At 70.8% G+C, this 21,546-nt stretch carries 24 protein-coding genes and 4 tRNA genes; 19 read left to right on the forward strand and 9 right to left on the reverse strand.

Annotated elements, in window-relative coordinates; genetic code table 11:
* Positions 1 to 103 precede the first annotated feature (103 nt).
* Both ACIHCL_RS06500 and htpX read left to right on the forward strand, forming a co-directional pair.
* Positions 104 to 562 carry an MscL family protein gene (locus ACIHCL_RS06500; RefSeq protein WP_399857581.1) on the forward strand — a complete coding sequence of 153 codons (459 nt, stop codon included), beginning with the start codon at positions 104 to 106 and terminating at the stop codon, positions 560 to 562.
* 332 nt (positions 563 to 894) lie between these two features.
* Entirely contained in the window at positions 895 to 1,758 is an 864-nt protein-coding gene (gene htpX / locus ACIHCL_RS06505) for a zinc metalloprotease HtpX (protein ID WP_399857584.1), read from the forward strand.
* A gap of 130 nt (positions 1,759 to 1,888) precedes the next feature.
* On the opposite strand, the gene ACIHCL_RS06510 is transcribed toward htpX, so the two are convergent.
* Positions 1,889 to 2,290, reverse strand: coding sequence for a YccF domain-containing protein (locus ACIHCL_RS06510; RefSeq protein WP_399857587.1), 402 nt, complete (start codon positions 2,288 to 2,290; stop codon positions 1,889 to 1,891).
* Positions 2,291 to 2,416: 126 nt separating this feature from the next.
* On the opposite strand from ACIHCL_RS06510, the gene ACIHCL_RS06515 reads away from it, so the two are divergent.
* The gene (locus tag ACIHCL_RS06515; protein WP_399857590.1) at positions 2,417 to 2,971 is read left to right on the forward strand and encodes an SMI1/KNR4 family protein; all 555 of its coding nucleotides are present in this window, start codon (positions 2,417 to 2,419) and stop codon (positions 2,969 to 2,971) included.
* A 101-nt stretch (positions 2,972 to 3,072) separates the two neighbouring features.
* Here ACIHCL_RS06515 and ACIHCL_RS06520 read toward each other — a convergent pair whose 3' ends face one another.
* The 4 genes from ACIHCL_RS06520 to ACIHCL_RS06535 all read right to left on the reverse strand — a co-directional run bounded on the left by ACIHCL_RS06520 (position 3,073) and on the right by ACIHCL_RS06535 (position 5,813).
* A complete protein-coding gene (locus ACIHCL_RS06520) occupies positions 3,073 to 3,822 on the reverse strand; it encodes an alpha-ketoglutarate-dependent dioxygenase AlkB family protein (protein ID WP_399857592.1) in 750 nt (249 codons plus the stop codon).
* 1 nt (position 3,823) lies between these two features.
* Positions 3,824 to 4,333: a methylated-DNA--[protein]-cysteine S-methyltransferase gene (locus ACIHCL_RS06525; protein WP_399857595.1), complete on the reverse strand. Its 510-nt coding sequence runs from the start codon at positions 4,331 to 4,333 to the stop codon at positions 3,824 to 3,826.
* A 191-nt stretch (positions 4,334 to 4,524) separates the two neighbouring features.
* Positions 4,525 to 5,169, reverse strand: coding sequence for a hypothetical protein (locus tag ACIHCL_RS06530; protein WP_399857598.1), 645 nt, complete (start codon positions 5,167 to 5,169; stop codon positions 4,525 to 4,527).
* Between the two features lie 155 nt (positions 5,170 to 5,324).
* Positions 5,325 to 5,813 (reverse strand): YajQ family cyclic di-GMP-binding protein, encoded by a 489-nt coding sequence (locus ACIHCL_RS06535; RefSeq protein ID WP_399857600.1) that lies wholly within the window; start codon positions 5,811 to 5,813, stop codon positions 5,325 to 5,327.
* A gap of 217 nt (positions 5,814 to 6,030) precedes the next feature.
* Here ACIHCL_RS06535 and ACIHCL_RS06540 point away from each other — a divergent pair.
* Together ACIHCL_RS06540 and ACIHCL_RS06545 are read left to right on the forward strand one after the other, a co-directional pair.
* Positions 6,031 to 6,112: transfer RNA gene (locus ACIHCL_RS06540), tRNA-Tyr, on the forward strand.
* An 88-nt stretch (positions 6,113 to 6,200) separates the two neighbouring features.
* The gene (locus ACIHCL_RS06545; RefSeq protein WP_399857603.1) at positions 6,201 to 6,674 is read left to right on the forward strand and encodes a DUF523 domain-containing protein; all 474 of its coding nucleotides are present in this window, start codon (positions 6,201 to 6,203) and stop codon (positions 6,672 to 6,674) included.
* Positions 6,675 to 6,785: 111 nt separating this feature from the next.
* Here the strand turns inward: ACIHCL_RS06545 and ACIHCL_RS06550 are convergent, their stop codons facing one another.
* Both ACIHCL_RS06550 and ACIHCL_RS06555 read right to left on the reverse strand, forming a co-directional pair.
* On the reverse strand, positions 6,786 to 7,442 hold the full coding sequence (locus ACIHCL_RS06550) for an SDR family oxidoreductase (protein WP_399857605.1): 657 nt from the start codon (positions 7,440 to 7,442) through the stop codon (positions 6,786 to 6,788).
* A gap of 93 nt (positions 7,443 to 7,535) precedes the next feature.
* Positions 7,536 to 8,834 carry an amidohydrolase family protein gene (locus tag ACIHCL_RS06555; protein ID WP_399857608.1) on the reverse strand — a complete coding sequence of 433 codons (1,299 nt, stop codon included), beginning with the start codon at positions 8,832 to 8,834 and terminating at the stop codon, positions 7,536 to 7,538.
* Positions 8,835 to 9,451: 617 nt separating this feature from the next.
* On the opposite strand from ACIHCL_RS06555, the gene ACIHCL_RS06560 reads away from it, so the two are divergent.
* From ACIHCL_RS06560 to ACIHCL_RS06595, 8 genes are all read left to right on the forward strand, one after another.
* Positions 9,452 to 9,524 (forward strand) — tRNA-Thr (locus ACIHCL_RS06560).
* A 44-nt stretch (positions 9,525 to 9,568) separates the two neighbouring features.
* A tRNA-Met gene (locus ACIHCL_RS06565) sits at positions 9,569 to 9,641 on the forward strand.
* An 89-nt stretch (positions 9,642 to 9,730) separates the two neighbouring features.
* Positions 9,731 to 9,895, forward strand: coding sequence for a 50S ribosomal protein L33 (rpmG, locus tag ACIHCL_RS06570; RefSeq protein ID WP_003956487.1), 165 nt, complete (start codon positions 9,731 to 9,733; stop codon positions 9,893 to 9,895).
* Between the two features lie 103 nt (positions 9,896 to 9,998).
* Positions 9,999 to 10,451 (forward strand): MaoC family dehydratase N-terminal domain-containing protein, encoded by a 453-nt coding sequence (locus ACIHCL_RS06575; protein ID WP_399857610.1) that lies wholly within the window; start codon positions 9,999 to 10,001, stop codon positions 10,449 to 10,451.
* Positions 10,451 to 10,879 (forward strand): MaoC family dehydratase, encoded by a 429-nt coding sequence (locus ACIHCL_RS06580; RefSeq protein ID WP_399857613.1) that lies wholly within the window; start codon positions 10,451 to 10,453, stop codon positions 10,877 to 10,879. The genes ACIHCL_RS06575 and ACIHCL_RS06580 overlap by 1 nt, the downstream gene beginning before the upstream one ends.
* A gap of 350 nt (positions 10,880 to 11,229) precedes the next feature.
* Positions 11,230 to 11,796, forward strand: a complete 567-nt coding sequence (locus tag ACIHCL_RS06585) for a TetR/AcrR family transcriptional regulator (RefSeq protein ID WP_399858051.1) — start codon at positions 11,230 to 11,232, stop codon at positions 11,794 to 11,796.
* A 143-nt stretch (positions 11,797 to 11,939) separates the two neighbouring features.
* Positions 11,940 to 13,382, forward strand: coding sequence for an MFS transporter (locus ACIHCL_RS06590; RefSeq protein WP_399857615.1), 1,443 nt, complete (start codon positions 11,940 to 11,942; stop codon positions 13,380 to 13,382).
* 79 nt (positions 13,383 to 13,461) lie between these two features.
* Complete coding sequence (locus ACIHCL_RS06595; RefSeq protein ID WP_399857619.1) at positions 13,462 to 14,607, forward strand: UDP-N-acetylmuramate dehydrogenase; 1,146 nt, start codon at positions 13,462 to 13,464, stop codon at positions 14,605 to 14,607.
* A 207-nt stretch (positions 14,608 to 14,814) separates the two neighbouring features.
* On the opposite strand, the gene ACIHCL_RS06600 is transcribed toward ACIHCL_RS06595, so the two are convergent.
* Both ACIHCL_RS06600 and ACIHCL_RS06605 read right to left on the reverse strand, forming a co-directional pair.
* A complete protein-coding gene (locus tag ACIHCL_RS06600; RefSeq protein ID WP_399857621.1) occupies positions 14,815 to 15,837 on the reverse strand; it encodes an adenosine deaminase in 1,023 nt (340 codons plus the stop codon).
* 143 nt (positions 15,838 to 15,980) lie between these two features.
* Positions 15,981 to 17,207 carry a pyridoxal phosphate-dependent aminotransferase gene (locus tag ACIHCL_RS06605; protein ID WP_399857623.1) on the reverse strand — a complete coding sequence of 409 codons (1,227 nt, stop codon included), beginning with the start codon at positions 17,205 to 17,207 and terminating at the stop codon, positions 15,981 to 15,983.
* 248 nt (positions 17,208 to 17,455) lie between these two features.
* Between ACIHCL_RS06605 and ACIHCL_RS06610 the strand changes: the two genes are divergently transcribed.
* From ACIHCL_RS06610 to ACIHCL_RS06635, 6 genes are all read left to right on the forward strand, one after another.
* Positions 17,456 to 17,528 (forward strand) — tRNA-Trp (locus ACIHCL_RS06610).
* A gap of 106 nt (positions 17,529 to 17,634) precedes the next feature.
* Positions 17,635 to 17,922: a preprotein translocase subunit SecE gene (gene secE, locus ACIHCL_RS06615; protein ID WP_399857626.1), complete on the forward strand. Its 288-nt coding sequence runs from the start codon at positions 17,635 to 17,637 to the stop codon at positions 17,920 to 17,922.
* A 73-nt stretch (positions 17,923 to 17,995) separates the two neighbouring features.
* Entirely contained in the window at positions 17,996 to 18,856 is an 861-nt protein-coding gene (nusG, locus tag ACIHCL_RS06620) for a transcription termination/antitermination protein NusG (protein ID WP_399857629.1), read from the forward strand.
* A 174-nt stretch (positions 18,857 to 19,030) separates the two neighbouring features.
* Positions 19,031 to 19,465 (forward strand): 50S ribosomal protein L11, encoded by a 435-nt coding sequence (gene rplK, locus ACIHCL_RS06625; RefSeq protein WP_399857632.1) that lies wholly within the window; start codon positions 19,031 to 19,033, stop codon positions 19,463 to 19,465.
* 80 nt (positions 19,466 to 19,545) lie between these two features.
* Positions 19,546 to 20,268, forward strand: a complete 723-nt coding sequence (gene rplA, locus ACIHCL_RS06630; RefSeq protein WP_399857634.1) for a 50S ribosomal protein L1 — start codon at positions 19,546 to 19,548, stop codon at positions 20,266 to 20,268.
* A 177-nt stretch (positions 20,269 to 20,445) separates the two neighbouring features.
* Positions 20,446 to 21,312 (forward strand): hypothetical protein, encoded by an 867-nt coding sequence (locus tag ACIHCL_RS06635; protein WP_399857636.1) that lies wholly within the window; start codon positions 20,446 to 20,448, stop codon positions 21,310 to 21,312.
* The last annotated feature ends 234 nt before the right edge of the window (positions 21,313 to 21,546 follow it).

Raw genomic sequence — 21,546 nt, forward strand, 5'->3', positions numbered from 1 at the left:
TTCCCCGGCGTGTCCGAGATCGGTTTGCCCGGAACCGCCCGCACAGGGCAAGGTCTATGACCGCACACCGCGACACACACAGGCCCCAGAGGGAGCAAGAGCAGTGCTGAACGGGTTCAAGGACTTCATCCTGCGCGGAAACGTCATCTCCATGGCCATCGGTCTGGCCGTCGGATCCGCGTTCACCGCCGTCGTCACCGGATTCAGCACCGCGTTCATCACGCCGCTGATCGGCCTTGCCACCGGATCGGTCGGCGACTTCAGCTCCGCGGACTTCGCGATCGAGGGGACCGTCTTCCCGTACGGAAAGTTCCTGGCCGCCGCCATCGCCTTCCTGATCACCGCGGCCGTGCTCTACTTCGGCGTTGTTGTCCCCATGGCGAAGGTCCAGAACCGTTTCTCCAAGACCGACGACAAGGTCGACATCAAGGCCGCCATGCGCGACTGCCCGCGCTGCTACACCGAGATCCCGGCCATCGCCTCCCGCTGCGCCCACTGCACCAGCGAGATCGAGCCGGACCCCAAGGCTCTCGCGGTCGCGGGGCTGCCCGCCCAGCGCTGACCCGCCGCGGTCGTGGCACGGACACGGACGGCCGGGTGCACGCACCCCGGCCCGGCCGTCTGAGCGGCCCGTCCGGCCCTGTTTCCGTCATGTGCACGGGGCCCGTCCCACCACGTGTACGGGGCCTCGCCCGGCCGCCCGCGCAGCCCCTCCACCCGCACGGCCCAGCGCCCGTCCGGCCCCCCGCGCCCCGGCCCGGCGCCGCCCGGTGGCGGCACGCACAAGGGAACTAGCTCATCCCGCCTGGCGTTGACCGGTACGGGAGGCTCCACTGGGGGAGTGGAGCCCACCGAGCAAAGGGTTCCCCTGCCGCACCACTTGGAGGGCGTACCGTGCACCGCCGGCACAACGGGCTCAAGACCGCCGTACTTCTCGGCGGTCTTTCCGCGCTCATCATCGTCATCGGAAGCTTCTTCGGACGTACGGGCCTGATCGTCGCGCTCCTCGTGGCCGTCGGCACCAACGCCTACGCGTACTGGAACAGCGACAAGCTGGCCCTGAAGGCGATGCGCGCCCGCCCCGTCAGCGAGTTCGAGGCGCCGGGGCTGTACCGCATGGTCCGCGAGCTCTCGACGGCCGCCCGGCAGCCCATGCCCCGGCTCTACATCTCCCCGACCCAGGCCCCCAACGCCTTCGCCACCGGCCGCAACCCGCGCAACGCGGCGGTCTGCTGCACGGAGGGAATCCTGCAGATCCTCGACGAGAGAGAGCTGCGCGGCGTTCTCGGACACGAGCTCAGCCATGTCTACAACCGCGACATCTTGATCTCGTCCGTCGCCGGGGCGCTCGCCTCCGTCGTCATGTTCCTGGTCAACTTCGCCTGGCTGATCCCGGTGGGCCGGTCCAACGACGACGAGGGCCCCGGCATCTTCGGCATGCTGCTGATCATGATCCTCGGCCCGCTCGCCGCCTCCGTCATCCAACTGGCCGTGAGCCGCTCCCGCGAATACGAGGCGGACGCCTCGGGCGCCCAGCTCACCGGCGACCCGCTGGCCCTCGCCGGTGCGTTGCGGAAGCTCGACGCGGGAACGAGGCAGCTCCCACTGCCGCCGGAGCCGAAGATCGAGACCGCGAGCCACATGATGATCGCGAACCCCTTCCGCCCCGGTGAGGGCCTGTCCAAGCTGTTCTCGACGCATCCTCCGATGGCGGAGCGCATCGCCCGCCTGGAGCAGATGGCGGGCCGCCGCCCCTGAGGCCGCCGCTCCCGTGCGCCGGTCCGGACGCCTGCGCGCCGGTCCGGGCACCCGCGTATCGGCCCGGACCGCACGGAGCGCTCCGCGTGAACCTTTCCGTTCCGTTTCCGTTCCGTGTTAGTGCGGACCGCTAACGCGCTCCGAACCTCTCGTCGCTCGGAACCACCTCGCGTCCCAGCGGCATGAGGGAGATCGGGATCAGCTTGAGGTTCGCCCAGCCGAAGGGGATGCCGATGATCGACACGAACAGCGGGATGCTCGTCAGCAGGTGCCCCAGCGCCAGCCACCATCCGGCGAAGACGAGCCAGATGACATTGCCGATGAACGAGGGCGCCCCGGCATCGGGCCGCTCCACGGTGGTCCGCCCGAACGGCCACAGGACATAGCCCGCGATCCTCAGGGACGCGATGCCGAACGGAATCGTCACGATCAGCACGAAGCAGATGATCGCGGCCACCAGATACCCGAGGGCCATCCAGAACCCGCAGAACACCACCCACAGGACGTTCAGGATCAGTTGCAGCAGCTTCATGGCCACCAGCCTTCCATGTATGTCGACCAGCGGCGCCGTCCGCCGCCGGTATCGGCCGACGGCCTGGACCGTCGCCCCGGACCGTCGTCCCGGCCGATTGTCAGTGCCGTCATTCACCATGAACGCGTGAACGACACCGAGCAGTTGCTGGCGGACGTGGAGAAGCTCGCGCACGGCGGGCCGCGCTGGGCGGCGTACCCGCTGCCGGCACCCCTGACCACCGAGGGCGTCGAGCGCGCCGAGGCGGCCCTCGGCTTCCCGCTGCCGCCGCTGTTGACCGCCTTGTACACCCGGACCGCCAACGGCGGCTTCGGGCCGGCGTACGGCTTCCTGCCGCTGATCGGCGACCGGGCGCCGGACGGGGAGGAGTCCGCCGTCGCGCAGTACCTCGCGCTCCGCCAGGGAGTGGCGGAGGGGGAGTGGCCGTGGCCGGAGGGCGTGCTGCCGATATGCAGCCTGGGCTGCGGGATGTACTCCTGTGTGGACTGCCGTGACGAGCACACCACGGTCCTGCTCTTCGAGCCGAACGCCGGCGAGCCGGAGCGCGCCTGGTACGTGGACAAGACGGGCCTCGCCCCATGGCTGCGCGACTGGCTGGACGGCACCGCGTGGCACTGCGAGGAGTCGGAGGACGAGGAAGCCGACATGGAGCCCTGGCCCGATTTCCACGCCCGCGTCTGAGCCGCGGCGCCGGGGCCTTGCGGCCTCCCGTACGCCGACGGCTCGCCCGGCTCCCGCCCCGGGCCGTCCGTCGATCGCTCCCCGGGGCTCCCGTACGTCGGCTAACGCCCGTCGGCGCCCGAGCCGCCCGAGCCGCCCGAGCCGCCCGAGCCGCCCCAGCCGCCCCAGCCGTCCGAGGCGCCCGAGCGGGCCGGGGCACCCAGCCCCGTCTCACGCAGGGTCAGGTTGAGTCGGCCGTGGTTCAGCCCGGACTCGGGGTCGGCCGTCCCGGGGACGATCCTCGGTACGCCGTGGAAGGCGAAGCGCGACGGCCCGCCGAAGACGAACAGGTCGCCGGAGGCCAACTCCACGTCCGTATAGGGCCTTCCCCGGTTCTCCGTGTTCCCGAAGCGGAAGACGCAGGTGGCGCCGATGCTGAGCGACACCACCGGGGCACCGGACCGCTCCTCCTTGTCCTGGTGCATGCCCATCCGCGCCGATTCCTCGTAGAAGTTGACGAGGGCGGCATCCGGCGCGTACGTCCGCACCAGGCTCTCGTTCCCGTACGCGGACAGCAGTGCCTCCCGGCCCAACTCCGCCAGCCAGTCGGGGAATGCGGCGACCCGTGCGCCGTTCACGTCCTCGGCCGTGCGCGAGTAGCGGTACGGCTGCCAGTGCCATCCCAGGCAGACGGTCCGCACGGACATCACGCCCCCGCCCGGCAGCACCGTGTGCCGCAGCGGCACCGGCCCCCGCGCCCATTCCCGGCAGGCGGCCACCAGCTCCCTCCGGCGCTCGGGCGGCAGCCACTCCGGTACGTGCACGGCCCCGGGCGCGACGATCGCCCGCGGTCTCGGGAAGAGCCCGGACATGTCAGCGCACCACCAGAGCGCCTTCCAGCCTCAGAAGCCGTTCCTTGCGTTCCAGGCCGCCCGCGTAGCCCCGCAGGGACCCGTCCGCGCCGATCACCCGGTGGCACGGCCGGACGACCAGCAGCGGATTGCGCCCGATCGCCGTGCCCACGGCCCGCACACCCGCTCCGGACGCCCCCGCCCGCTCGGCGATCCACCCGTACGACACGGTCTCCCCGTACGGGACGGTGTCGAGCGCGGCCCACACCCGGCGCTGGAACTCGGTGCCCGCGCCGTCGGCGTACACGATGTCGAAGCGGGTCAGCCGCCCCGCGAAGTACTCCCGCAGTTGGGCCGCGATCCCCACGAAGGCGTCCGGCGCGTGGACCCAGCCGTCCCGGACGACCGCGGCGCCCTTCTGACCGGGAAGGGAGAGCGAGGCGAGCGCGATCCCTCCACCCGCGCCGGCGTCCTCCTCACCGACCAGCAGCAGTTCACCCAGCGGGCTGTCGACCGTCGCGTACATGGTCATGGCTCGTCCTCTCCGCGCCCGTCGTGCCGGAAGGCGACAGGATCATCGCCCGGCACTCACCAGTCTGCGTCCTCGGCTCCGCCGCGACCGGCGGTATTCGGACATCGCCCCCGGGCGGGCCCGTACCCGCTGGGCCCGTACCCGGGTGGGTGTCCGCACGTGGCGCTCCCGCTCCAGCGGGAGGCGGCCGGTCAGTGGGGCCGACCGGCGGACGGGATGTCGAGCACGGCGGGCGCGAGCCCCGACGAGGCACAGGCCGTGATCCGGTCCGCGAGCCCGTCGTAGCCGACGGGTTCCCCGCAGAGCCGCTGCACGGAGGCCAGGCCCATGCCCGCCTGCCCGGTGGCCTCGACGCATGCGCGCGAGGCGACGTAGAAGTGCCACTGACCGATGTCGAGCGGGTCGTATGCGGCGTGGGTGCGCGCGATGTGGAGTGCGAAGACATAGACATCGGCGTTGTAGGTCGGTTCCACGGCATCCTCGGCCTCGGACGTCCAGACCCGTCCGCGCAGCCGGGTGAAGCGGATCTGCGACAGGCGGCGCTGCTCCCAGGCCTGGAGGTAGGCGCTCGTCTTGACCTCGATCCTGAGCCCGTCCGGTGCCAGGACGTCGAAGCTCTCCCACTCCGCATTGCGCTCTTCCGCGCCGACCGCGCGGTGGACCAGGAACTCCGCGAGCAGGCCCCGGGTCGTGTTGGTCCGCAGATCGGGCATCGCGTAGCGCCAGAAGTCCAGCACCGTGCCGGCCCCCGCCCCCCGGAAGACCTCGCCGCCTTCCAGCGGCGTCAGCTCGGTCGGGGTGTGCTGGGTGCCGGGAGCGGCGGAGTCGGAGATCACCGCCCCAGCCTGCCATGCGGCGGATCCGCCGTGCGGACGAACGGGGAGAGCACACCGGGTCGACGTGCCCGGAGCCTCCGCACCGTGCCCCCGGTGCGCCCTCCCCGACCGAAGAGTCGACGTCTTCGCAGGCCGCGGCCTGCCCTGCGCCGGTGCTAGCGGTAGTTCACGAACTGGATCGCGAAGTCGAGGTCCTTGCCCTTCAGCAGGGCCTGGACGGTCTGCAGATCGTCCCGGCTCTTCGAGCTGACCCGCAGTTCGTCGCCCTGGACCTGGGCCTTGACGCCCTTCGGGCCCTCATCGCGGATGATCTTCGCCACCTTCTTGGCGTTCTCCTGGGAGATGCCCTCCTCGATCGAGGCGAAGATCTTGTACTCCTTGCCGGACAGCTGCGGCTCGCCCGCGTCCAGCGCCTTCAGCGAGATGCCGCGCTTGATCAGCTTGGACTGGAAGATGTCGAGGATCGCCTTGACCCGCTCCTCGCCGTTCGCCGACATCAGGATCTTCTCTCCTGACCAGGCGATCGAGGCGTCGGTGCCCTTGAAGTCGTAACGCTGCGAGATCTCCTTGGCGGCCTGGTTGAGGGCGTTGTCGACCTCCTGCCGCTCGACCTTCGAGACGATGTCGAAACTGGAGTCGGCCATGACGTGTGGCTCCTTGGATCGGGGGTGCTGGGAAACGGGGTACGAGCGGGGCCGTCGTGGGCCTCTCGGCCTCCCGCCCCGCCGGTCAAAGCCTAGCCATCCGCACTCGATCGGGCCGCTGATCAATCCAGTGGCGGAGCACCCCCGGGCATCGGGTATCGTTTACGTCGTTGCCAGGGAGCACCGCCGAAAAGCGGTCCTCACGGCAGCGAACCCCGGCGGTGTGCCCGAGCGGCCAAAGGGAGCAGACTGTAAATCTGCCGGCTCAGCCTTCCCAGGTTCGAATCCTGGCGCCGCCACAGAAAAGGCCCCTGTTCACAGGACAGGGGCCTTCTTCGTTTCCCGGACCACTGGCCTGTGGACGGGTCTGCTGCGAAGGTCGTGAGCATGGAGCCTGCACCTGTATCCGTCCCCGTCCCCGTACTGGTCAGTGCCTGTTTGCGCGGCGTGCCCTGCCGCTTCGACGGCCGGGGCAAGGCGTCCGACGCGGTGACCGAGGCCATCGGGGAGCGCGAGCCCCTCGCCTTCTGTCCGGAGGTGGCCGCCGGGCTGTCCACCCCGCGGCGTCCCGCGGAGATCGTCGGCGGCGACGGCCACGATGTGCTGGACGGCCGCGCCCGCGTCGTCGACGACGCCGGGCACGACGTGACGCGCGAGTTCGTGGACGGCGCGGAGCGCGCGCTGGAGGCCGCGCGTGGGGCCGGGTGCACCGAGGCGCTGCTGATGGCCCGCAGCCCCTCCTGCGGGCGCGGCACGGTCTACGACGGTTCGTTCACGGGCGTGCTCCGCGAGGGCGACGGCGTCACCGCCGCCCTGCTGGAGCGCCACGGCATCACGGTCCGCCCGGCCCCGCGCGACTGAGGCGAGCGCGGCCCGCGCACGCCGTGCCGGCCTCGTGCGCGGGAGGACGCCGTCGGTTCCACGCCGCCGCGAACGCCGTCGGCCGCCCGTGGCCCGGGGGCGCCGAGGGGCTCAGTTCCCCGCCACGTCCTTCACCGCGACCGACACCGGCACGTTCCCCGAGACGAGCTCCAGCGTCAGCCCCGCCGTGGCCGGGGTCTCCAGCAGCTCCAGCAGCGCCGCGGCCACGTCGTCGCGCGGCACCGGCCCGCGCCCGGCCGAGACGGTCAGCCGGACCAGTCCCGTGCCCGCGTCGTTCGTCAGCATGCCGGGGCGCAGGATCGTCCAGTCCAGCGCAGTCCTGGAGCGCACGTACGCGTCCGCGGCGCCCTTCGCACGCAGATACGCGTCGAAGACCTCGTCGCCCTGGTGGTCCGGATCGGCGCCCCTCGACGAGACCACGACCAGGCGTCGTACACCGGCCCGCTCGGCCGCGTCCGCGAGCAGCACGGCCGCGCCGCGGTCCACCGTGTCCTTGCGGGGTGCGCCGCTGTTCGGACCCGCGCCCGCCGCGAAGACCGCCGCGTCGGCGCCACGCAGCACCGCCGCCACGTCGTCCACGGAGGCCGACTCCAGGTCCAGGACGACCGGTTCGGCGCCGGTCGCCCGGACGTCCGCGCTCTGGTCCTGAGCACGGATGATGCCGACCGCCTCGTACCCGCGCGCGGTGAGCAGCCGCTCCAGCCGCAGCGCGATCTGACCATGTCCACCTGCGATGACAATGCGCATGTCCCGACCGTACGCCGCCGCGGGCCGCCGTGCTCAGGGACCGCCGTGCGCCGGGCCGGGCCGTGGGCTCCCGGGTGTCGTACGCCGCCGTGTTCAGGGCCCGCCGAAGGGGTCCGGCCTGCCCTGCCGGGGCAGCCCGAGGGCGACGACGGTCTCCGAGTCGCAGTACTCGCGTACCGCGCTCGTCCGTGCCACCACCCGACCGCGGTGCACCACGATCCGGCTGTACGCGAGCGACAGCACGCCCGAGAGCTGCTCCCCGCGCACGGCGAGCAGTTCGGCCGGGAACCCCGCCTCGACCCGGACCTCGGGCAGCCCCATCGCCTTCCTGGCGGCCGAGGAGACCGTCCGGTACGCCTCGTCCGCCCGCATCCCGCTCTGCGAGGCCAGCAGATAGGCGGCCTCCAGCGGGTCGCCGCGGCCCACCGGGTTCGTGACGTCCCGCAGCGCCCCGCTGCCCGCGGCGATCCGCACCCCCGCCGCGCGCAGCAGCCCCACGGGCGCGGTGCCCCGCCCCTCCACCCCGCAGCAGCCGCCTTGGGGGAGGCAGATCACCGTCACCCCGGCCGCGGCGAGCTGATCGGCGGCCCGGGCCGCCGCCTGGGCGGGGATCCGGGCCAGGCCGGCACAGGGGCCGAGGGAGACACCGGACCGCATCCCGCCGGCCACGGCGGCCAGCCGCCCGAGCCGGGCCGGGGCGTCACCGTCCGTGTGCAGATCGACGGGGCAGCCGTGCTCGGCGGCGATCTCCAGCACGGCCTCCGCGTAGCCCGCCGGATCGGGGTCGAGATCGGGGCAGCCGCCGACCGCGCTCACACCCATCTTCACCGCGTCGCGCAGCATGGCCAGGTTGTCGGCGCCCGCGACGCCGGTGAGCAGCCGGGGCACGGCGACCGGGGCAAGCTCGATGAGCCCACGCAACGAGTCCCGGGCCCGGAGCACGGCGTCGAGCGAGGCGAGGCCCTGGACCGAGCCGATCCGTACGTGCGCGCGCAGCGCGGTGGCGCCGTGGCCGAGCTGCAGCAGCGCGGCCTCGGTGGCCCGGCGCTGGACGTCCTGGGGGCGGTACGAGACGGGGCCGGGGATGCCGGGGCCCGTGCCGTCGGCGGTGAGCGCCGTGTCGCTGTGGGCGTGGGGTTCGACGGGGGCCGGGAGCAGCAGATGGCCGCGCAGGTCGACACGGTCGCCGGGGGCGGCCAGGCTGCCCGCGGTGCCGACCGCCTCGATGCGGCCGCCGCCGATGCGTACGTCCACGACGCGGCCGTCGGTGAGACGGGCGCCACAGAGCACCAACGGGTTCGTCTCGGTGGTCGCGGCGGCGTCGGGACCGCCGGACGCGTCGGCCGGGTCGTCGGCATGGTCGTCGGACGGCCGCGGCTGGCTGTCGGGCATCGCGCTCCTGGAACGGGAGGACCCTGGAAAGCGGGCGAGAGGTGCGAGGGAGGAGAAGGGAGGCGGGGAGCGGGGGAGGGGTGGGGCGGAGGAGAAGGGGGAGGTGGGGTGAGGGGAGGGCGGCTGCACAGGTGCGGAAGGTCACGCAGAGTGAGTCGAGCCTAGGGGTGTGTTCGGTCCGGTTCGAGGAGGAGCGAAATAGTCGTACCGGTGTGGCCCCGGGGACGTACGAGTCATGAGTGGGCGGCCGGGAGAGCGGTGGCGGGCAAAGGCGGGCCGGAAGTGATCACCGTCCTCAGAGGGAGGGATGAGGAGATGCTCTCGCCGCAGGGAAAGCGGACAAGGCCGTGGAATCAGGGAAAGCGGGCAGTCGGAATAGGGCTCGGCGTCTCGGGAACGAGCGGGTGGCTGCCGCTGGTGCGCGGATGCGCGGGGCGGCCTGCCGCAGGCCCGCGTGGCGGCGAAAGCGCTGATCAGGCGGCTGGGAGCCGATGGGAGTCAGGGGGTGGACGGCGCCCTCGGACGCCAGGGGCGAGGCACCCGAACGGCCTTGGTGGGCGGACCTGGTCAATGGATTTGGGCAACCGGCGATCGAGCGTGTAATGTCTTCCTCGCTCGCCCCAATAGCTCAGTCGGTAGAGCGTCTCCATGGTAAGGAGAAGGTCTGCGGTTCGATTCCGCATTGGGGCTCTGGTGAACGGGAATCCCCTCGCTACGGCGGGGCCCGTCATCAAAGCGGTGTAGCTCAGTCGGTAGAGCAAGCGGCTCATAATCGCTGTGTCACCGGTTCAAGTCCGGTCACCGCTACTTACGGTAGCCGATTGCGGGGTCGGTCCTTCAGTCGGCTACTCTTCTCTGCGTTCACCCGTCCGTACCGTCCGTCAAGGAGCACTCACGTGGCTGCCACCGACGTCCGCCCGAAGATCACGCTGGCCTGCGTGGAGTGCAAGGAGCGGAATTACATCACCAAGAAGAACCGGCGCAACAACCCGGACCGTCTTGAGATGAAGAAGCACTGCCCGCGCTGCAACTCGCACACGGCGCACCGCGAAACGCGCTGAATCAGGCTCGCCCACGAGGCCGTCCCCGATGGGGGCGGCCTCGTGGCGTTGTATGGGGCTGTTGTTTCGGCCTTTTCATCTCTCACCAGGAGGTAGCGAGCCCATGGCGCTCGACCAGTCCTTCGTGGGGCGGACCTATCCGCCCACCCCGCCGTACGAGGTCGGCCGGGAGAAGATCCGCGAGTTCGCCGAGGCGGTGGGGGACACCAATCCGGTGTACTTCGACGCCGAGGCCGCCAAGGCGCTCGGCCACAGCGACGTGATCGCGCCGCCGACCTTCGTCTTCTCGATCGCCTTCAAGGCCGCCGGGCAGGTGGTACAGGACCCGCAGTTGGGCCTGGACTACAGCCGCGTGGTGCACGGCGACCAGAAGTTCGCGTACACGCGCCCCGTGCGCGCGGGTGACCGGCTGACGGTCACCTCGACGATCGAGGCCATCAAGTCCCTGGCGGGCAACGACGTCCTGGACATCCGCGGCGAGGTCCACGACGAGTCCGGTGAACATGTCGTGACCGCATGGATCAAGCTGGTGGCGCGCGCCGCCGAGGAGGCGTGATGACGGCGAAGGTCGCTTACGAGTCGGTCGAGGTCGGTACGGAGCTGCCGGCGCGGTCCTTCCCGGTGACCCGGGCGACGCTGGTGCAGTACGCGGGCGCTTCCGGGGACTTCAACCCGATCCACTGGAACGAGAAGTTCGCCCGCGAGGTCGGGCTGCCTGATGTGATCGCGCACGGCATGTTCACCATGGCCGAGGCGATCCGCGTGGTCACGGACTGGGTGGGTGATCCGGGCGCCGTCGTCGAGTACGGGGTGCGGTTCACCAAGCCGGTCGTCGTGCCGAACGACGACGAGGGCGCCCTGATCGAGGTCGGCGCCAAGGTGGCCGCCCTGCTCGACGACAAGCGGGTACGGGTGGACCTGACGGCCATGAGCGAGGGCAAGAAGGTGCTGGGCATGGCCCGTGCGGTGGTGCGGCTCGCCTGAGGCCGGGCTGCGGCCATGCGGTGCTGCGGCTCCGCCCGGGACCGGGCGGGCGCGCGGTCGCGGGCACGGCCGGCTGGCGCGCGAGCGGCACCGGGCTGGGGCGGTGCCCCTCGCGCGTGTCCGCTGGCGTCCGCCGGTATCCGCCCGTGTCCGCTGTGCCCGGGTGCGGCCGTTCGTGTTCGCCCCGGTTCCGGCGTGCCCGGGTGCGGGTGCACGGTCCCGGCCCGGCGGCTGCCGCCTCGGGCTTCGGTGGTGATCGGTACGGTGCGCCTCCGCCCTCGGTGGCGCTCGGCTTCGCAGGCCCTTGACCAGGTTAGTGATTGCGTACTAACTTCACACCCATGGCAAGGATGAGTGCGGAAGAGCGGCGCGAGAGCGTCATCCGTGCGGCGATCACCGAATTCGCCCGCGGCGGCTACGACGCCACCTCCACCGAGGTGATCGCCCGACGTGTCGGAGTCTCGCAGCCGTATCTTTTCCGGCTCTTTCCCAACAAGCAGGCCATGTTCCTCGCCGCCGCCGAGCGCTGCTTCGCGGACACCAGAAAGGTCTTCGCCGACGCGGCCGAAGGGCTTGAGGGGGAGGCGGCGGCCTCGGCGATGGCCGCCGCGTACCAGCGCCTCATCGTCGAGGATCCCGAGAAGCTCCGGATGCAGATGCAGACGTACGCCGCCGTGGCGAGCGCCGCGGCGGCGGGGGACCGGGAGTTCGGCGAGGTGTTGCGCGCCGCGTGGCTGCGCATGTGGGAGGACGTCCACCTCGCCCTCGGTGCCGACATCGGGGGGACGACCGGGTTCTTCGCGTACGGCATGCTCATCAACACCCTGACCTCGCTCGGCTTTCCGGCCGAGCATCGGGTCTGGGCCGGTTTCCACGACCCGGCCAAGCCGGACTGCCGCCCCGGGCCGGCCGCTTGAGCGGCGCCGCACCGCTCCGTTGAACAGCGCGACCCGGGGTCCGCCCGGTCCGGCCGGCGTCCGTTCGGTCCGGCCGGGGTGTGCCCGGTTTTCTGTCCAGAGAAGTTAGTAATTAATAACTAACCCATAGGGGGAGCAGCACAGTGAAGCAGCCCGTGACAGGCCGCTCGGGAGTGGTCTGGACCATCGTGGTCACCAGCGTCGCCGCCTTCATGGCGGCCCTCGACAACCTCGTCGTCACCACCGCCCTGCCCTCCATCCGGCGGAGCCTCGGCGGCGAACTGGCCGAACTCGAATGGACGGTGAACGCCTACACCCTCACCTTCGCCGCCCTGCTCATGTTCGGAGCGGCCCTCGGCGACCGGTTCGGGCGCCGTCGGCTCTTTCTCGTCGGGCTCGCCGTCTTCACCGCAGCCTCCGCCGCGGCCGCCCTGTCCTCGGGGATCGGTGAGCTGATCGCCTTCCGGGCCGTACAGGGCGCCGGCGCGGCCATCGTGATGCCGCTGACACTCACCCTCCTCACGGCCGCCGTGCCACCCGCCCGCCGGGGGGCCGCGCTCGGTGCCTTCAGCGCCGTCAGCGGACTGGCCGTGGCCGTCGGCCCGCTGGTCGGCGGCAGCCTCACCGAGCACCTGTCCTGGCAGTGGATCTTCTGGCTGAACGTCCCGGTCGGCCTGCTCCTGCTGCCGCTCGCGCGGCTGCGGCTCGCGGAGTCGTACGCGCCCGGCGCGCGGCTCGACATCCCCGGCACGCTCCTGGTCAGCGGCGGGCTCTTCGGCATCGTCCACGGTCTGGTCAACGCCAGCGCCGATGGCTGGACCAGCCCCGGCGTCCTCGGCTCCCTGCTCGCCGGTACCGCGCTCATCGGCGCGTTCATCCGCCACGGCTTCCGCGCGAAGCACCCGATGCTGCCCATGCGGCTCTTCCGCAGCCGCGCGTTCCTCGGGATCAACGCGGCGGGTCTGCTGATGTTCCTGGGCATGTTCGGGTCGATCTTCCTGCTCAGCCAGTACCTCCAGGCCGTGCTCGGATACTCCCCCACCGAGGCGGGCCTGCGGATGCTGCCGTGGACCGGGATGCCGATGCTGGTCGCGCCGATCGCGGGGATCCTCTCCGACCGGTTCGGCGGCCGTCCGGTGGTCGTCACGGGACTCACCCTCCAGGCCGCCGGCCTGGCCCTCTTCGCCCTGGTCATCGGGCCGGACGCCTCGTACGCCGCGCAACTGCCCGGTCTGATCGTCGGGGGCGTCGGCATGGCGCTGTACTTCGCGCCCGCCGCCGGACTCGTGATGTCGAGCGTCTCCCCGGCCGAGCAGGGCATCGCCTCCGGCGCCAACAACGCGCTGCGCGAGGTCGGCGGGGCCCTCGGCGTCGCGGTGCTGGCCTCGGTCTTCTCGGCACGGGGCGGGTACGAGTCCGCGCGCGCCTTCACGGACGGGACCGTTCCGGCGGTGTGGATCGGCTCGGGGGCGGTGGCGCTGGCCGCCCTCGTCGCGCTGCTGATCCCGAAGGGCGGCAGGACCCGGGCGCCGGAGCCCGGGACGGCCGAAGGCGCCGAGGGGGAGCGCGTGCCCGTCGCCGCCTGAGCGCGGCCCTTCCGCCCCGAGGGGCCCCGGGTCCCTCCCCAGTGCGCCGCAGGTCTCTCTCCGGCGCGCTCCCGGTCCCGTGGGCCCCGTCCGAGCGGCGGGCCCACGGGACCGGGAGCGGAGACACGCGCCCACGGCCTCCTCCGGGGCGGACCGTACTCTTGTCCCCGTGCAGGAACTCCACGACGCCCCTCTCGCCCCCCTGACCACCTTCCGGCTCGGCGGCCCCGCCGCCCGCCTCGTCACCGCGACGAGCGACGCCGAGGTGATCGAAGCCGTGCGCGAAGCCGACGGCGCCGGCACCCCGCTCCTCGTCATCGGTGGCGGCAGCAACCTGGTCATCGGCGACAAGGGCTTCGACGGCACCGCCCTGCGCATCGCGACCACCGGCTTCGCTCTGAACGGCACCGCGCTGGAGCTGGCCGCCGGAGAGGTCTGGACGGACGCCGTCGCCCGCACCGTCGAAGCCGGTCTCGCGGGCATCGAGTGCCTGGCCGGAATCCCAGGCTCCGCCGGGGCGACGCCGATCCAGAACGTCGGTGCCTACGGCCAGGAGGTGTCCTCCACGATCACGGAGGTCATCGCCTATGACCGGCAGGCCCGCGAAACGCTCACCCTTTCCAACGCCGAGTGCGCGTTCTCGTACCGCCACAGCCGTTTCAAGGCCGAACCCGACCGTTTCGTGGTGCTCCGCGTCCGTTTCGAACTGGAGGACGCGGGCGGCCTCTCCGCGCCCCTGCGGTATGCGGAGACGGCCCGTGCCATGGGCGTCGAACAGGGCGAGCGCGTAGCCGCCTCGGCAGCCCGCGAGACCGTGCTCAAGCTCCGCGCGGGCAAGGGCATGGTGCTGGATCCCGAGGACCACGACTCCTGGTCGGCCGGTTCCTTCTTCACCAACCCCATCCTGGAAGCGGCGGAGCACGAGGCGTTCCTCGCCCGCGTCCGCGACCGGCTCGGCCCCGACGTCACACCCCCCGCCTTCCACTCGGACGGCGGACGTGTCAAGACCTCCGCGGCCTGGCTCATCGACCGGGCCGGTTTCACCAAGGGATACGGCACGGGACCGGCCCGCATCTCCACCAAGCACACCCTCGCGCTCACCAACCGGGGCGACGCCACCACCGAGGACCTCCTCGCGCTCGCCCGCGAGGTCGTCGCCGGGGTGCGCGAGGCGTTCGGCGTCACGCTCGTCAACGAACCCGTCATGGTCGGTGTGAGTCTGTAGGACGCGTCCTCCAGGCGGGTAGGCCCGCATTCACCCACAGGGTGCGCGGGCACACGGCCAGGGCTCAGGGAACGCCACGACGGCGCATCACGCCTGGACGCCGCACACCATCACGCCGCGACACCATCACGCCGCGACACCAACACGCCGCGCCATCGTGATGCCGCGCCCCGCGGGACGCCGGGGCGCGGTGGCACGGGAACCCGTTCAGCCGGCCGGCTTCGCCAGCCAGTCGTCGATGCCCGCCAGCAGTTCCGCCCGGATCGGGGACGGGGCGGAGGAGCCGAGCACCGACTGCCGGGCGAGCTTCGCGAGCTCCTCGTCGGTGAACGCGTGGTGGCGCCGGGCGATGTCGTACTGGGCGGCCAGCCGGGAGCCGAAGAGCAGAGGGTCGTCCGCCCCCAGCGCCATCGGGACCCCGGCGTCGAACAGAGTGCGCAGGGGGACATCGGCGTGCTTCTCGTAGACGCCCAGGGCCACGTTCGACGCCGGGCACACCTCGCAGGTCACCCCGCTCTCCGCCAGCCGGCGGAGCAGCCGCGGGTCCTCGGCGGCCCGGACGCCGTGCCCGATCCGGGTGGCGTCCAGATCGTCCAGGCAGTCCCGCACGCTGGCGGGACCCGACAGCTCGCCGCCGTGCGGCGCGGCCAGCAGACCGCCGTCCCGGGCGATGGCGAAGGCCCGGTCGAAGTCGCGGGCCAGGCCGCGGCGTTCGTCGTTGGAGAGCCCGAAGCCGACCACGCCCCGGTCCGTGTACCGCACCGCCAGCCGGGCCAGCGTCCGGGCGTCCAGCGGGTGCTTCATGCGGTTGGCCGCGACCACCACGCGGATCGGCAGCCCGGTCTCGCGCGAGGCGGCGTCCACCGCGTCCAGGATGATTTCGAGGGCCGGGATCAGCCCGCCCAGCATCGGGGCGTACGACGTGGGGTCGACCTGGATCTCCAGCCAGCCGGAGCCGTCCGCGACGTCCTCCTGGGCCGTCTCGCGCACCAGCCGCCGGATGTCCTCGGGGGCCCTCAGGCAGGAACGGGCGATGTCGTAGAGCCGCTGGAAGCGGAACCAGCCGCGCTCGTCCGTGGCCCGCAGTCGGGGCGGCTTGCCGCTGGTCAGGGCCTCGGGCAGGCGCACGCCGTACTTGTCGGCCAGTTCCAGCAGGGTGGCGGGCCGCATCGACCCAGTGAAATGCAAGTGCAGGTGGGCCTTGGGCAACAGCCGTACATCACGCTCCATTCCAGGATCTTGCCGCATGCGTGGGGTCCGGCGGTAGCCGCATTCCCGATCGGGTTGCCGTTCGGACGGACGAACGACCCCGGCCAGAACGACGGACGACCCCCGGCCGGAACCGGGGGTCGTCCGTCGGATGCGCGACGCGCCTACGCCTTGGCCTCGGCCAGCAGCTTCTGGAGCCGCGAGACGCCCTCGACGAGGTCGTCGTCGCCCAGGGCGTACGAGAGGCGCAGGTAGCCCGGCGTGCCGAACGCCTCACCCGGCACGACCGCGACCTCGGCCTCGTCCAGGATGAGCGCGGCCAGCTCGACCGAGGTGGCCGGGCGCTTGCCGCGGATCTCCCTGCCGAGCAGTTCCTTCACCGAGGGGTACACGTAGAACGCGCCCTCGGGCTCCGGACACACCACGCCGTCGATCTCGTTGAGCATCCGGACGATGGTCCGGCGGCGCCGGTCGAAGGCGGTACGCATCTCGGCGACCGCGTCCAGGTCCCCCGAGACGGCGGCCAGCGCGGCCACCTGGGCGACGTTGGAGACGTTGGACGTGGCGTGCGACTGGAGGTTGGTCGCGGCCTTGACGACGTCCTTCGGGCCGATCAGCCAGCCCACCCGCCAGCCGGTCATCGCGTACGTCTTGGCCACGCCGTTGACCACGATGCACTTGTCGCGCAGTTCGGGCACGATCGCCGGCAGCGAGGTGAACTTCGCGTCCCCGTAGACCAGGTGCTCGTAGATCTCGTCGGTCAGCACCCACAGGCCGTGCTCGACGGCCCAGCGGCCGATCGCCTCGGCCTCGGCCTCGCCGTACACGGCGCCGGTCGGGTTGGACGGCGACACGAAGAGGACCACCTTGGTCTTCTCCGTACGGGCCGCCTCCAGCTGCTCCACGGAGACCCGGTAGCCGGTGGTCTCGTCGGCCACGACCTCCACCGGGACGCCGCCGGCCAGCCGGATCGACTCGGGGTAGGTGGTCCAGTACGGGGCCGGGACGATGACCTCGTCACCCGGGTCGAGGATCGCGGCGAACGCCTCGTAGATGGCCTGCTTGCCGCCGTTGGTCACCAGGATCCGGGAGGCGTCGACCTCATAGCCGGAGTCGCGCAGCGTCTTCTCCGCGATCGCGGCCTTGAGCTCGGGAAGACCGCCCGCCGGGGTGTAGCGGTGGTACTTCGGGTTGCGGCACGCCTCGATGGCGGCCTCGACGATGTAGCCGGGGGTCGGGAAGTCGGGCTCACCTGCGCCGAAGCCGATCACCGGACGGCCTGCGGCCTTGAGGGCCTTGGCCTTGGCGTCGACGGCGAGGGTGGCGGACTCGGAGATCGCGCCGACGCGGGCGGAGACCCTGCGCTCGGACGGAGAAGTTGCAGCGCTCATGCGCCCCATGGTCCCAGACCGCCCGGCCCGTCGGCGCGCGGGTTTCAGAGACCGGACGGGGCGCCTTCCAGGAGGTCGGAAGGGATTCCGGCGGCACGCGGACGACAGGCGACGACGCATGCGGCGGACTATCTGTTCGACGCCGGGCCGTTGAACACGTACACTCACCTGTCGTTGGCCTTCACCGGCCGTGCCGTTTCCCCTCCCGGAGCACCCGGGAAGATGCGGTAGGTTGGTGGAAACCACAAAGGGTCGTAGCTCAATTGGTAGAGCACTGGTCTCCAAAACCAGCGGTTGGGGGTTCAAGTCCCTCCGGCCCTGCTACACACTCCCCTGCCAGGAAGTGTGCGCATGTACGTACTTCAATGCACCACCGTGCGGCTCCACCGGGCGCGGCACGGCCACGACCCGGAATCAGGTGAGAAGAGTGACGGACGCCGTGGGCTCCATCGACATGCCTGATGCTGAGAATGAAGTACCCGAGTCGACGAAGAAGACCCGGAAGGGCGGCAAGCGCGGTAAGAAGGGCCCTCTGGGACGCCTCGCGCTCTTCTACCGCCAGATCATCGCCGAGCTGCGCAAGGTCGTCTGGCCGACTCGTTCCCAGTTGACGACGTACACCACTGTGGTGATCGTTTTCGTCGTCGTCATGATCGGCCTCGTGACCGTGATCGACTTCGGATTCCAGCGGGTCGTTCAGTACGTCTTCGGCTGATCCCGCGGAGGGCGCCTCATGGGCGCCCCTTTCGCATGTTCCACCCATATGTAGCCAGGAAGAAGCAGCCACCGTGTCTGACCCGAACCTGAACGACGCCGTCGAGCCGACGGCGGGCGCCTTCGAGTCCGCCGAGGACGAGCTCGACATCGTCGAGGCGGCTGACGCCGAGGAGCCGGACCAGGCCGAAGCTGCCGACGCCGCCGCAGGGGAGTCCGCCGAGCGGACCGCTCTGCACATCGAGGACGACGCCGCAGCCGAAGCGGGTTCCGAGAACGACGAGAGCGGTGCCGAAACCGCCGAGGAGGCGGCCCCGGTCGACCCCGTCGCGGCGCTGCGCGAGGAACTGCGCGGTCTGCCCGGCGAGTGGTACGTCATCCACACGTACGCCGGTTACGAGAAGCGCGTGAAGGCCAACCTGGAGCAGCGCGCCGTCTCGCTGAACGTCGAGGACTTCATCTACCAGGCCGAGGTGCCCGAGGAAGAGATCGTCCAGATCAAGAACGGCGAGCGCAAGAACGTCCGCCAGAACAAGCTCCCGGGCTACGTCCTGGTCCGCATGGACCTGACGAACGAGTCCTGGGGCGTCGTGCGCAACACCCCCGGTGTCACCGGCTTCGTGGGCAACGCCTACGACCCGTACCCGCTGACCCTGGACGAGATCGTCAAGATGCTCGCCCCGGAGGCCGAGGAGAAGGCCGCCCGCGAGGCCGCGGAGGCCGAGGGCAAGCCGGCACCGGCCCGCAAGGTCGAGGTGCAGGTGCTCGACTTCGAGGTGGGCGACTCGGTCACCGTCACCGACGGTCCGTTCGCCACGCTTCAGGCGACGATCAACGAGATCAACGCCGACTCGAAGAAGGTCAAGGGTCTCGTCGAGATCTTCGGCCGCGAGACCCCGGTCGAGCTCAGCTTCGACCAGATCCAGAAGAACTGACGGCTTCCGCGATTCTTCGGACATACGCCCACCGAGTAGGCCGGGCCGGTTTCGCGCCGGTCTGACCTGCTCGGTTTTTGGATGCGCAGCTATACCCGTTATCGTTGCGCGGTATGCCTCCATCCGGATGACCGGACAGAGGCGGAACACTCTCACTAGGACCCGGAGAGAGCAATGCCTCCCAAGAAGAAGAAGGTCACGGGGCTGATCAAGCTCCAGATCAACGCCGGTGCGGCCAACCCGGCCCCGCCGGTCGGCCCCGCGCTGGGTCAGCACGGCGTCAACATCATGGAGTTCTGCAAGGCCTACAACGCCGCGACCGAGTCGCAGCGTGGCATGGTCGTGCCGGTGGAGATCACGGTCTACGAGGACCGTTCCTTCACCTTCGTCACCAAGACTCCGCCGGCCGCGAAGCTGATCCTGAAGGCCGCGGGTGTGGAGAAGGGCTCCGGCGAGCCGCACAAGACCAAGGTCGCCAAGCTGACGGCCGCCCAGGTCCGCGAGATCGCCGCGACGAAGCTCCCCGACCTGAACGCCAACGACCTCGACGCCGCGTCGAAGATCATCGAAGGCACCGCCCGTTCCATGGGCATCTCGGTCGAAGGCTGACCAGCCCCTCACGTACGCAGTGGTAGGGCCGAGCGCTGGCCCGCACCACGACTCCACACCCTGAGAACACAGGAGCAGAAGTGAAGCGCAGCAAGAACCTCCGGGCTGCGGACGCCAAGGTCGACCGGTCGCGTACCTACGCGCCGCTCGTGGCCGTCCGTCTCGCCAAGGAGACCGCCACCACCAAGTTCGACGGCACCGTCGAGGTCGCGCTCCGTCTGGGCGTCGACCCGCGCAAGGCCGATCAGATGGTCCGCGGCACCGTGAACCTCCCGCACGGCACCGGCAAGACCGCCCGGGTCCTGGTCTTCGCGACCGGTGACCGTGCTGCGGCCGCGGAAGCCGCGGGCGCCGACATCGTCGGCGCCGACGAGCTCATCGACGAGGTGTCGAAGGGCCGTCTGGACTTCGACGCCGTCGTCGCCACCCCGGACCTCATGGGCAAGGTCGGCCGCCTCGGCCGCGTGCTCGGTCCGCGTGGTCTGATGCCGAACCCGAAGACCGGCACCGTCACCCCCGACGTCGCCAAGGCCGTCACCGACATCAAGGGCGGCAAGATCGAGTTCCGTGTCGACAAGCACTCGAACCTCCACTTCATCATCGGCAAGGTCTCCTTCGACGAGACCAAGCTGGTGGAGAACTACGGCGCGGCGCTGGAGGAGATCCTCCGTCTGAAGCCGTCCGCCGCCAAGGGCCGCTACATCAAGAAGGCGACCCTGACCACCACGATGGGCCCCGGCATCCCGCTGGACGCCAACCGCACCCGCAACCTCCTCGTGGAGGAGGACCCGGCCGCCGTCTGAGCCCTGTGCTCGGCAGTACGCCGCGTCCGTGCGACATCGACGGGCCCCGCAACCTTTTCAGGTGCGGGGCCCGTCCTCGTATCCGTGCACATGATGTTTCCGTACACACGATCAGGCTGTGTCGGAGCTGTGCGTTAGCGTGAGGGTCCGAGAGTCGAACGAGGGGTGGAAACGGACATGACGACCAGTACTGTGCGACGGGTGGGCCTGGCGGTGGCGGTGGCGGCGGCACTGACCTCCGTCACGTCCTGCAGCGGCGCCGCGAAGTTCGACCCGGTCGCCGCACTGCGTCAGGTGGCGAAGAAGACCGGCGGGGTCAACTCGGCGAAGATCGAGGGGACCACCGAGATGGGCACCCTCATGTCCATGAAGCAGACCGGAGTCGTCGACTGGTCCGACGGTCTGACCGGCACCATGGAGATCACGTACACCGGCGGCAGCATGGCGGACGCCATGAAGCAGACCGGCGGTAGCGGCACGATGGAGGCCCGCTACTACAAGGACGGCTACGCCGTGAACATGGGCGACGGCTTCGCCGAGCAGTCCGGCGGCAAGCACTGGATCAGCTACGACTACGCCGATCTCGCCGAGCTCGCGGGCGCCTCCGGCGAGGCGATGAAGCAGCAGATGCAGAACGCCACGCCCAACCAGGGTGTGCAGTCCCTGCTGGCCTCCGGCGATGTGAAGAAGGTCGGCGAGGAGGACGTGCGCGGAGTCCGCACCACGCACTACTCCGGCACGCTCGACGTCGCCGAGATGACCGAGAAGAACTCCGCCCTCGACGCCGACCAGCTCGCCGAGCTGAAGAAGCAGCTGAACGAGGTGGGCATCACCACGGAGCAGGTCGACATCTGGGTCGACGAGAACGACCTGCTGGTCAAGAAGACCGAGCGCGCCAAGCTGAAGACCGGCGAGATGAACTCGACCGTCTACTACAGCGACTACGGCACGAAGGTCTCCGTGGAGAAGCCGGCGGCCGGTGACACGATCAAGTTCACCGAGCTCATGCAGCAGCAGCAGAAGGGCGGCGCACCCACGAGCTGACCGTCCGTACCCTCGCGGGGACGGGCGGATTTGCCCGGTGCGACACCGGTCGCGTACTCTCTCACAGAAGCCAAAGACCGCTGGTCGTTGCCGTGTCCTCGCAAGGGGGACGGTGGCCGAAGGATCCGTCGAGTACGGACGACCCGCGCAGGTGACTGTGGAGAGCTCCCGGATTTTTTCGGTCGAGCTACGCCCTGGCGCCAGCGCCGGGGCGTTCGTCTTTCCCGGCCCCTT

The organism is Streptomyces sp. NPDC052042, from assembly GCF_044548345.1.
In the GTDB taxonomy this organism is placed as follows: domain Bacteria; phylum Actinomycetota; class Actinomycetes; order Streptomycetales; family Streptomycetaceae; genus Streptomyces.

Bases quoted from the DNA above. Each gene is read 5' to 3' on its own strand.
- ACIHCL_RS06545 (WP_399857603.1), top strand. From the start codon at position 6,201: ATGGAGCCTGCACCTGTATCCGTCCCCGTCCCCGTACTGGTCAGTGCC.
- ACIHCL_RS06520 (WP_399857592.1), bottom strand. From the start codon at position 3,822: ATGTCCGGGCTCTTCCCGAGACCGCGGGCGATCGTCGCGCCCGGGGCC.
- ACIHCL_RS06550 (WP_399857605.1), bottom strand. From the start codon at position 7,442: ATGCGCATTGTCATCGCAGGTGGACATGGTCAGATCGCGCTGCGGCTG.
- ACIHCL_RS06635 (WP_399857636.1), top strand. From the start codon at position 20,446: ATGACGACCAGTACTGTGCGACGGGTGGGCCTGGCGGTGGCGGTGGCG.
- ACIHCL_RS06605 (WP_399857623.1), bottom strand. From the start codon at position 17,207: ATGAGCGCTGCAACTTCTCCGTCCGAGCGCAGGGTCTCCGCCCGCGTC.
- ACIHCL_RS06575 (WP_399857610.1), top strand. From the start codon at position 9,999: ATGGCGCTCGACCAGTCCTTCGTGGGGCGGACCTATCCGCCCACCCCG.
- ACIHCL_RS06525 (WP_399857595.1), bottom strand. From the start codon at position 4,333: ATGACCATGTACGCGACGGTCGACAGCCCGCTGGGTGAACTGCTGCTG.
- ACIHCL_RS06535 (WP_399857600.1), bottom strand. From the start codon at position 5,813: ATGGCCGACTCCAGTTTCGACATCGTCTCGAAGGTCGAGCGGCAGGAG.
- ACIHCL_RS06580 (WP_399857613.1), top strand. From the start codon at position 10,451: ATGACGGCGAAGGTCGCTTACGAGTCGGTCGAGGTCGGTACGGAGCTG.
- ACIHCL_RS06585 (WP_399858051.1), top strand. From the start codon at position 11,230: ATGAGTGCGGAAGAGCGGCGCGAGAGCGTCATCCGTGCGGCGATCACC.
- ACIHCL_RS06510 (WP_399857587.1), bottom strand. From the start codon at position 2,290: ATGAAGCTGCTGCAACTGATCCTGAACGTCCTGTGGGTGGTGTTCTGC.
- rplK (WP_399857632.1), top strand. From the start codon at position 19,031: ATGCCTCCCAAGAAGAAGAAGGTCACGGGGCTGATCAAGCTCCAGATC.
- ACIHCL_RS06555 (WP_399857608.1), bottom strand. From the start codon at position 8,834: ATGCCCGACAGCCAGCCGCGGCCGTCCGACGACCATGCCGACGACCCG.
- ACIHCL_RS06600 (WP_399857621.1), bottom strand. From the start codon at position 15,837: ATGGAGCGTGATGTACGGCTGTTGCCCAAGGCCCACCTGCACTTGCAT.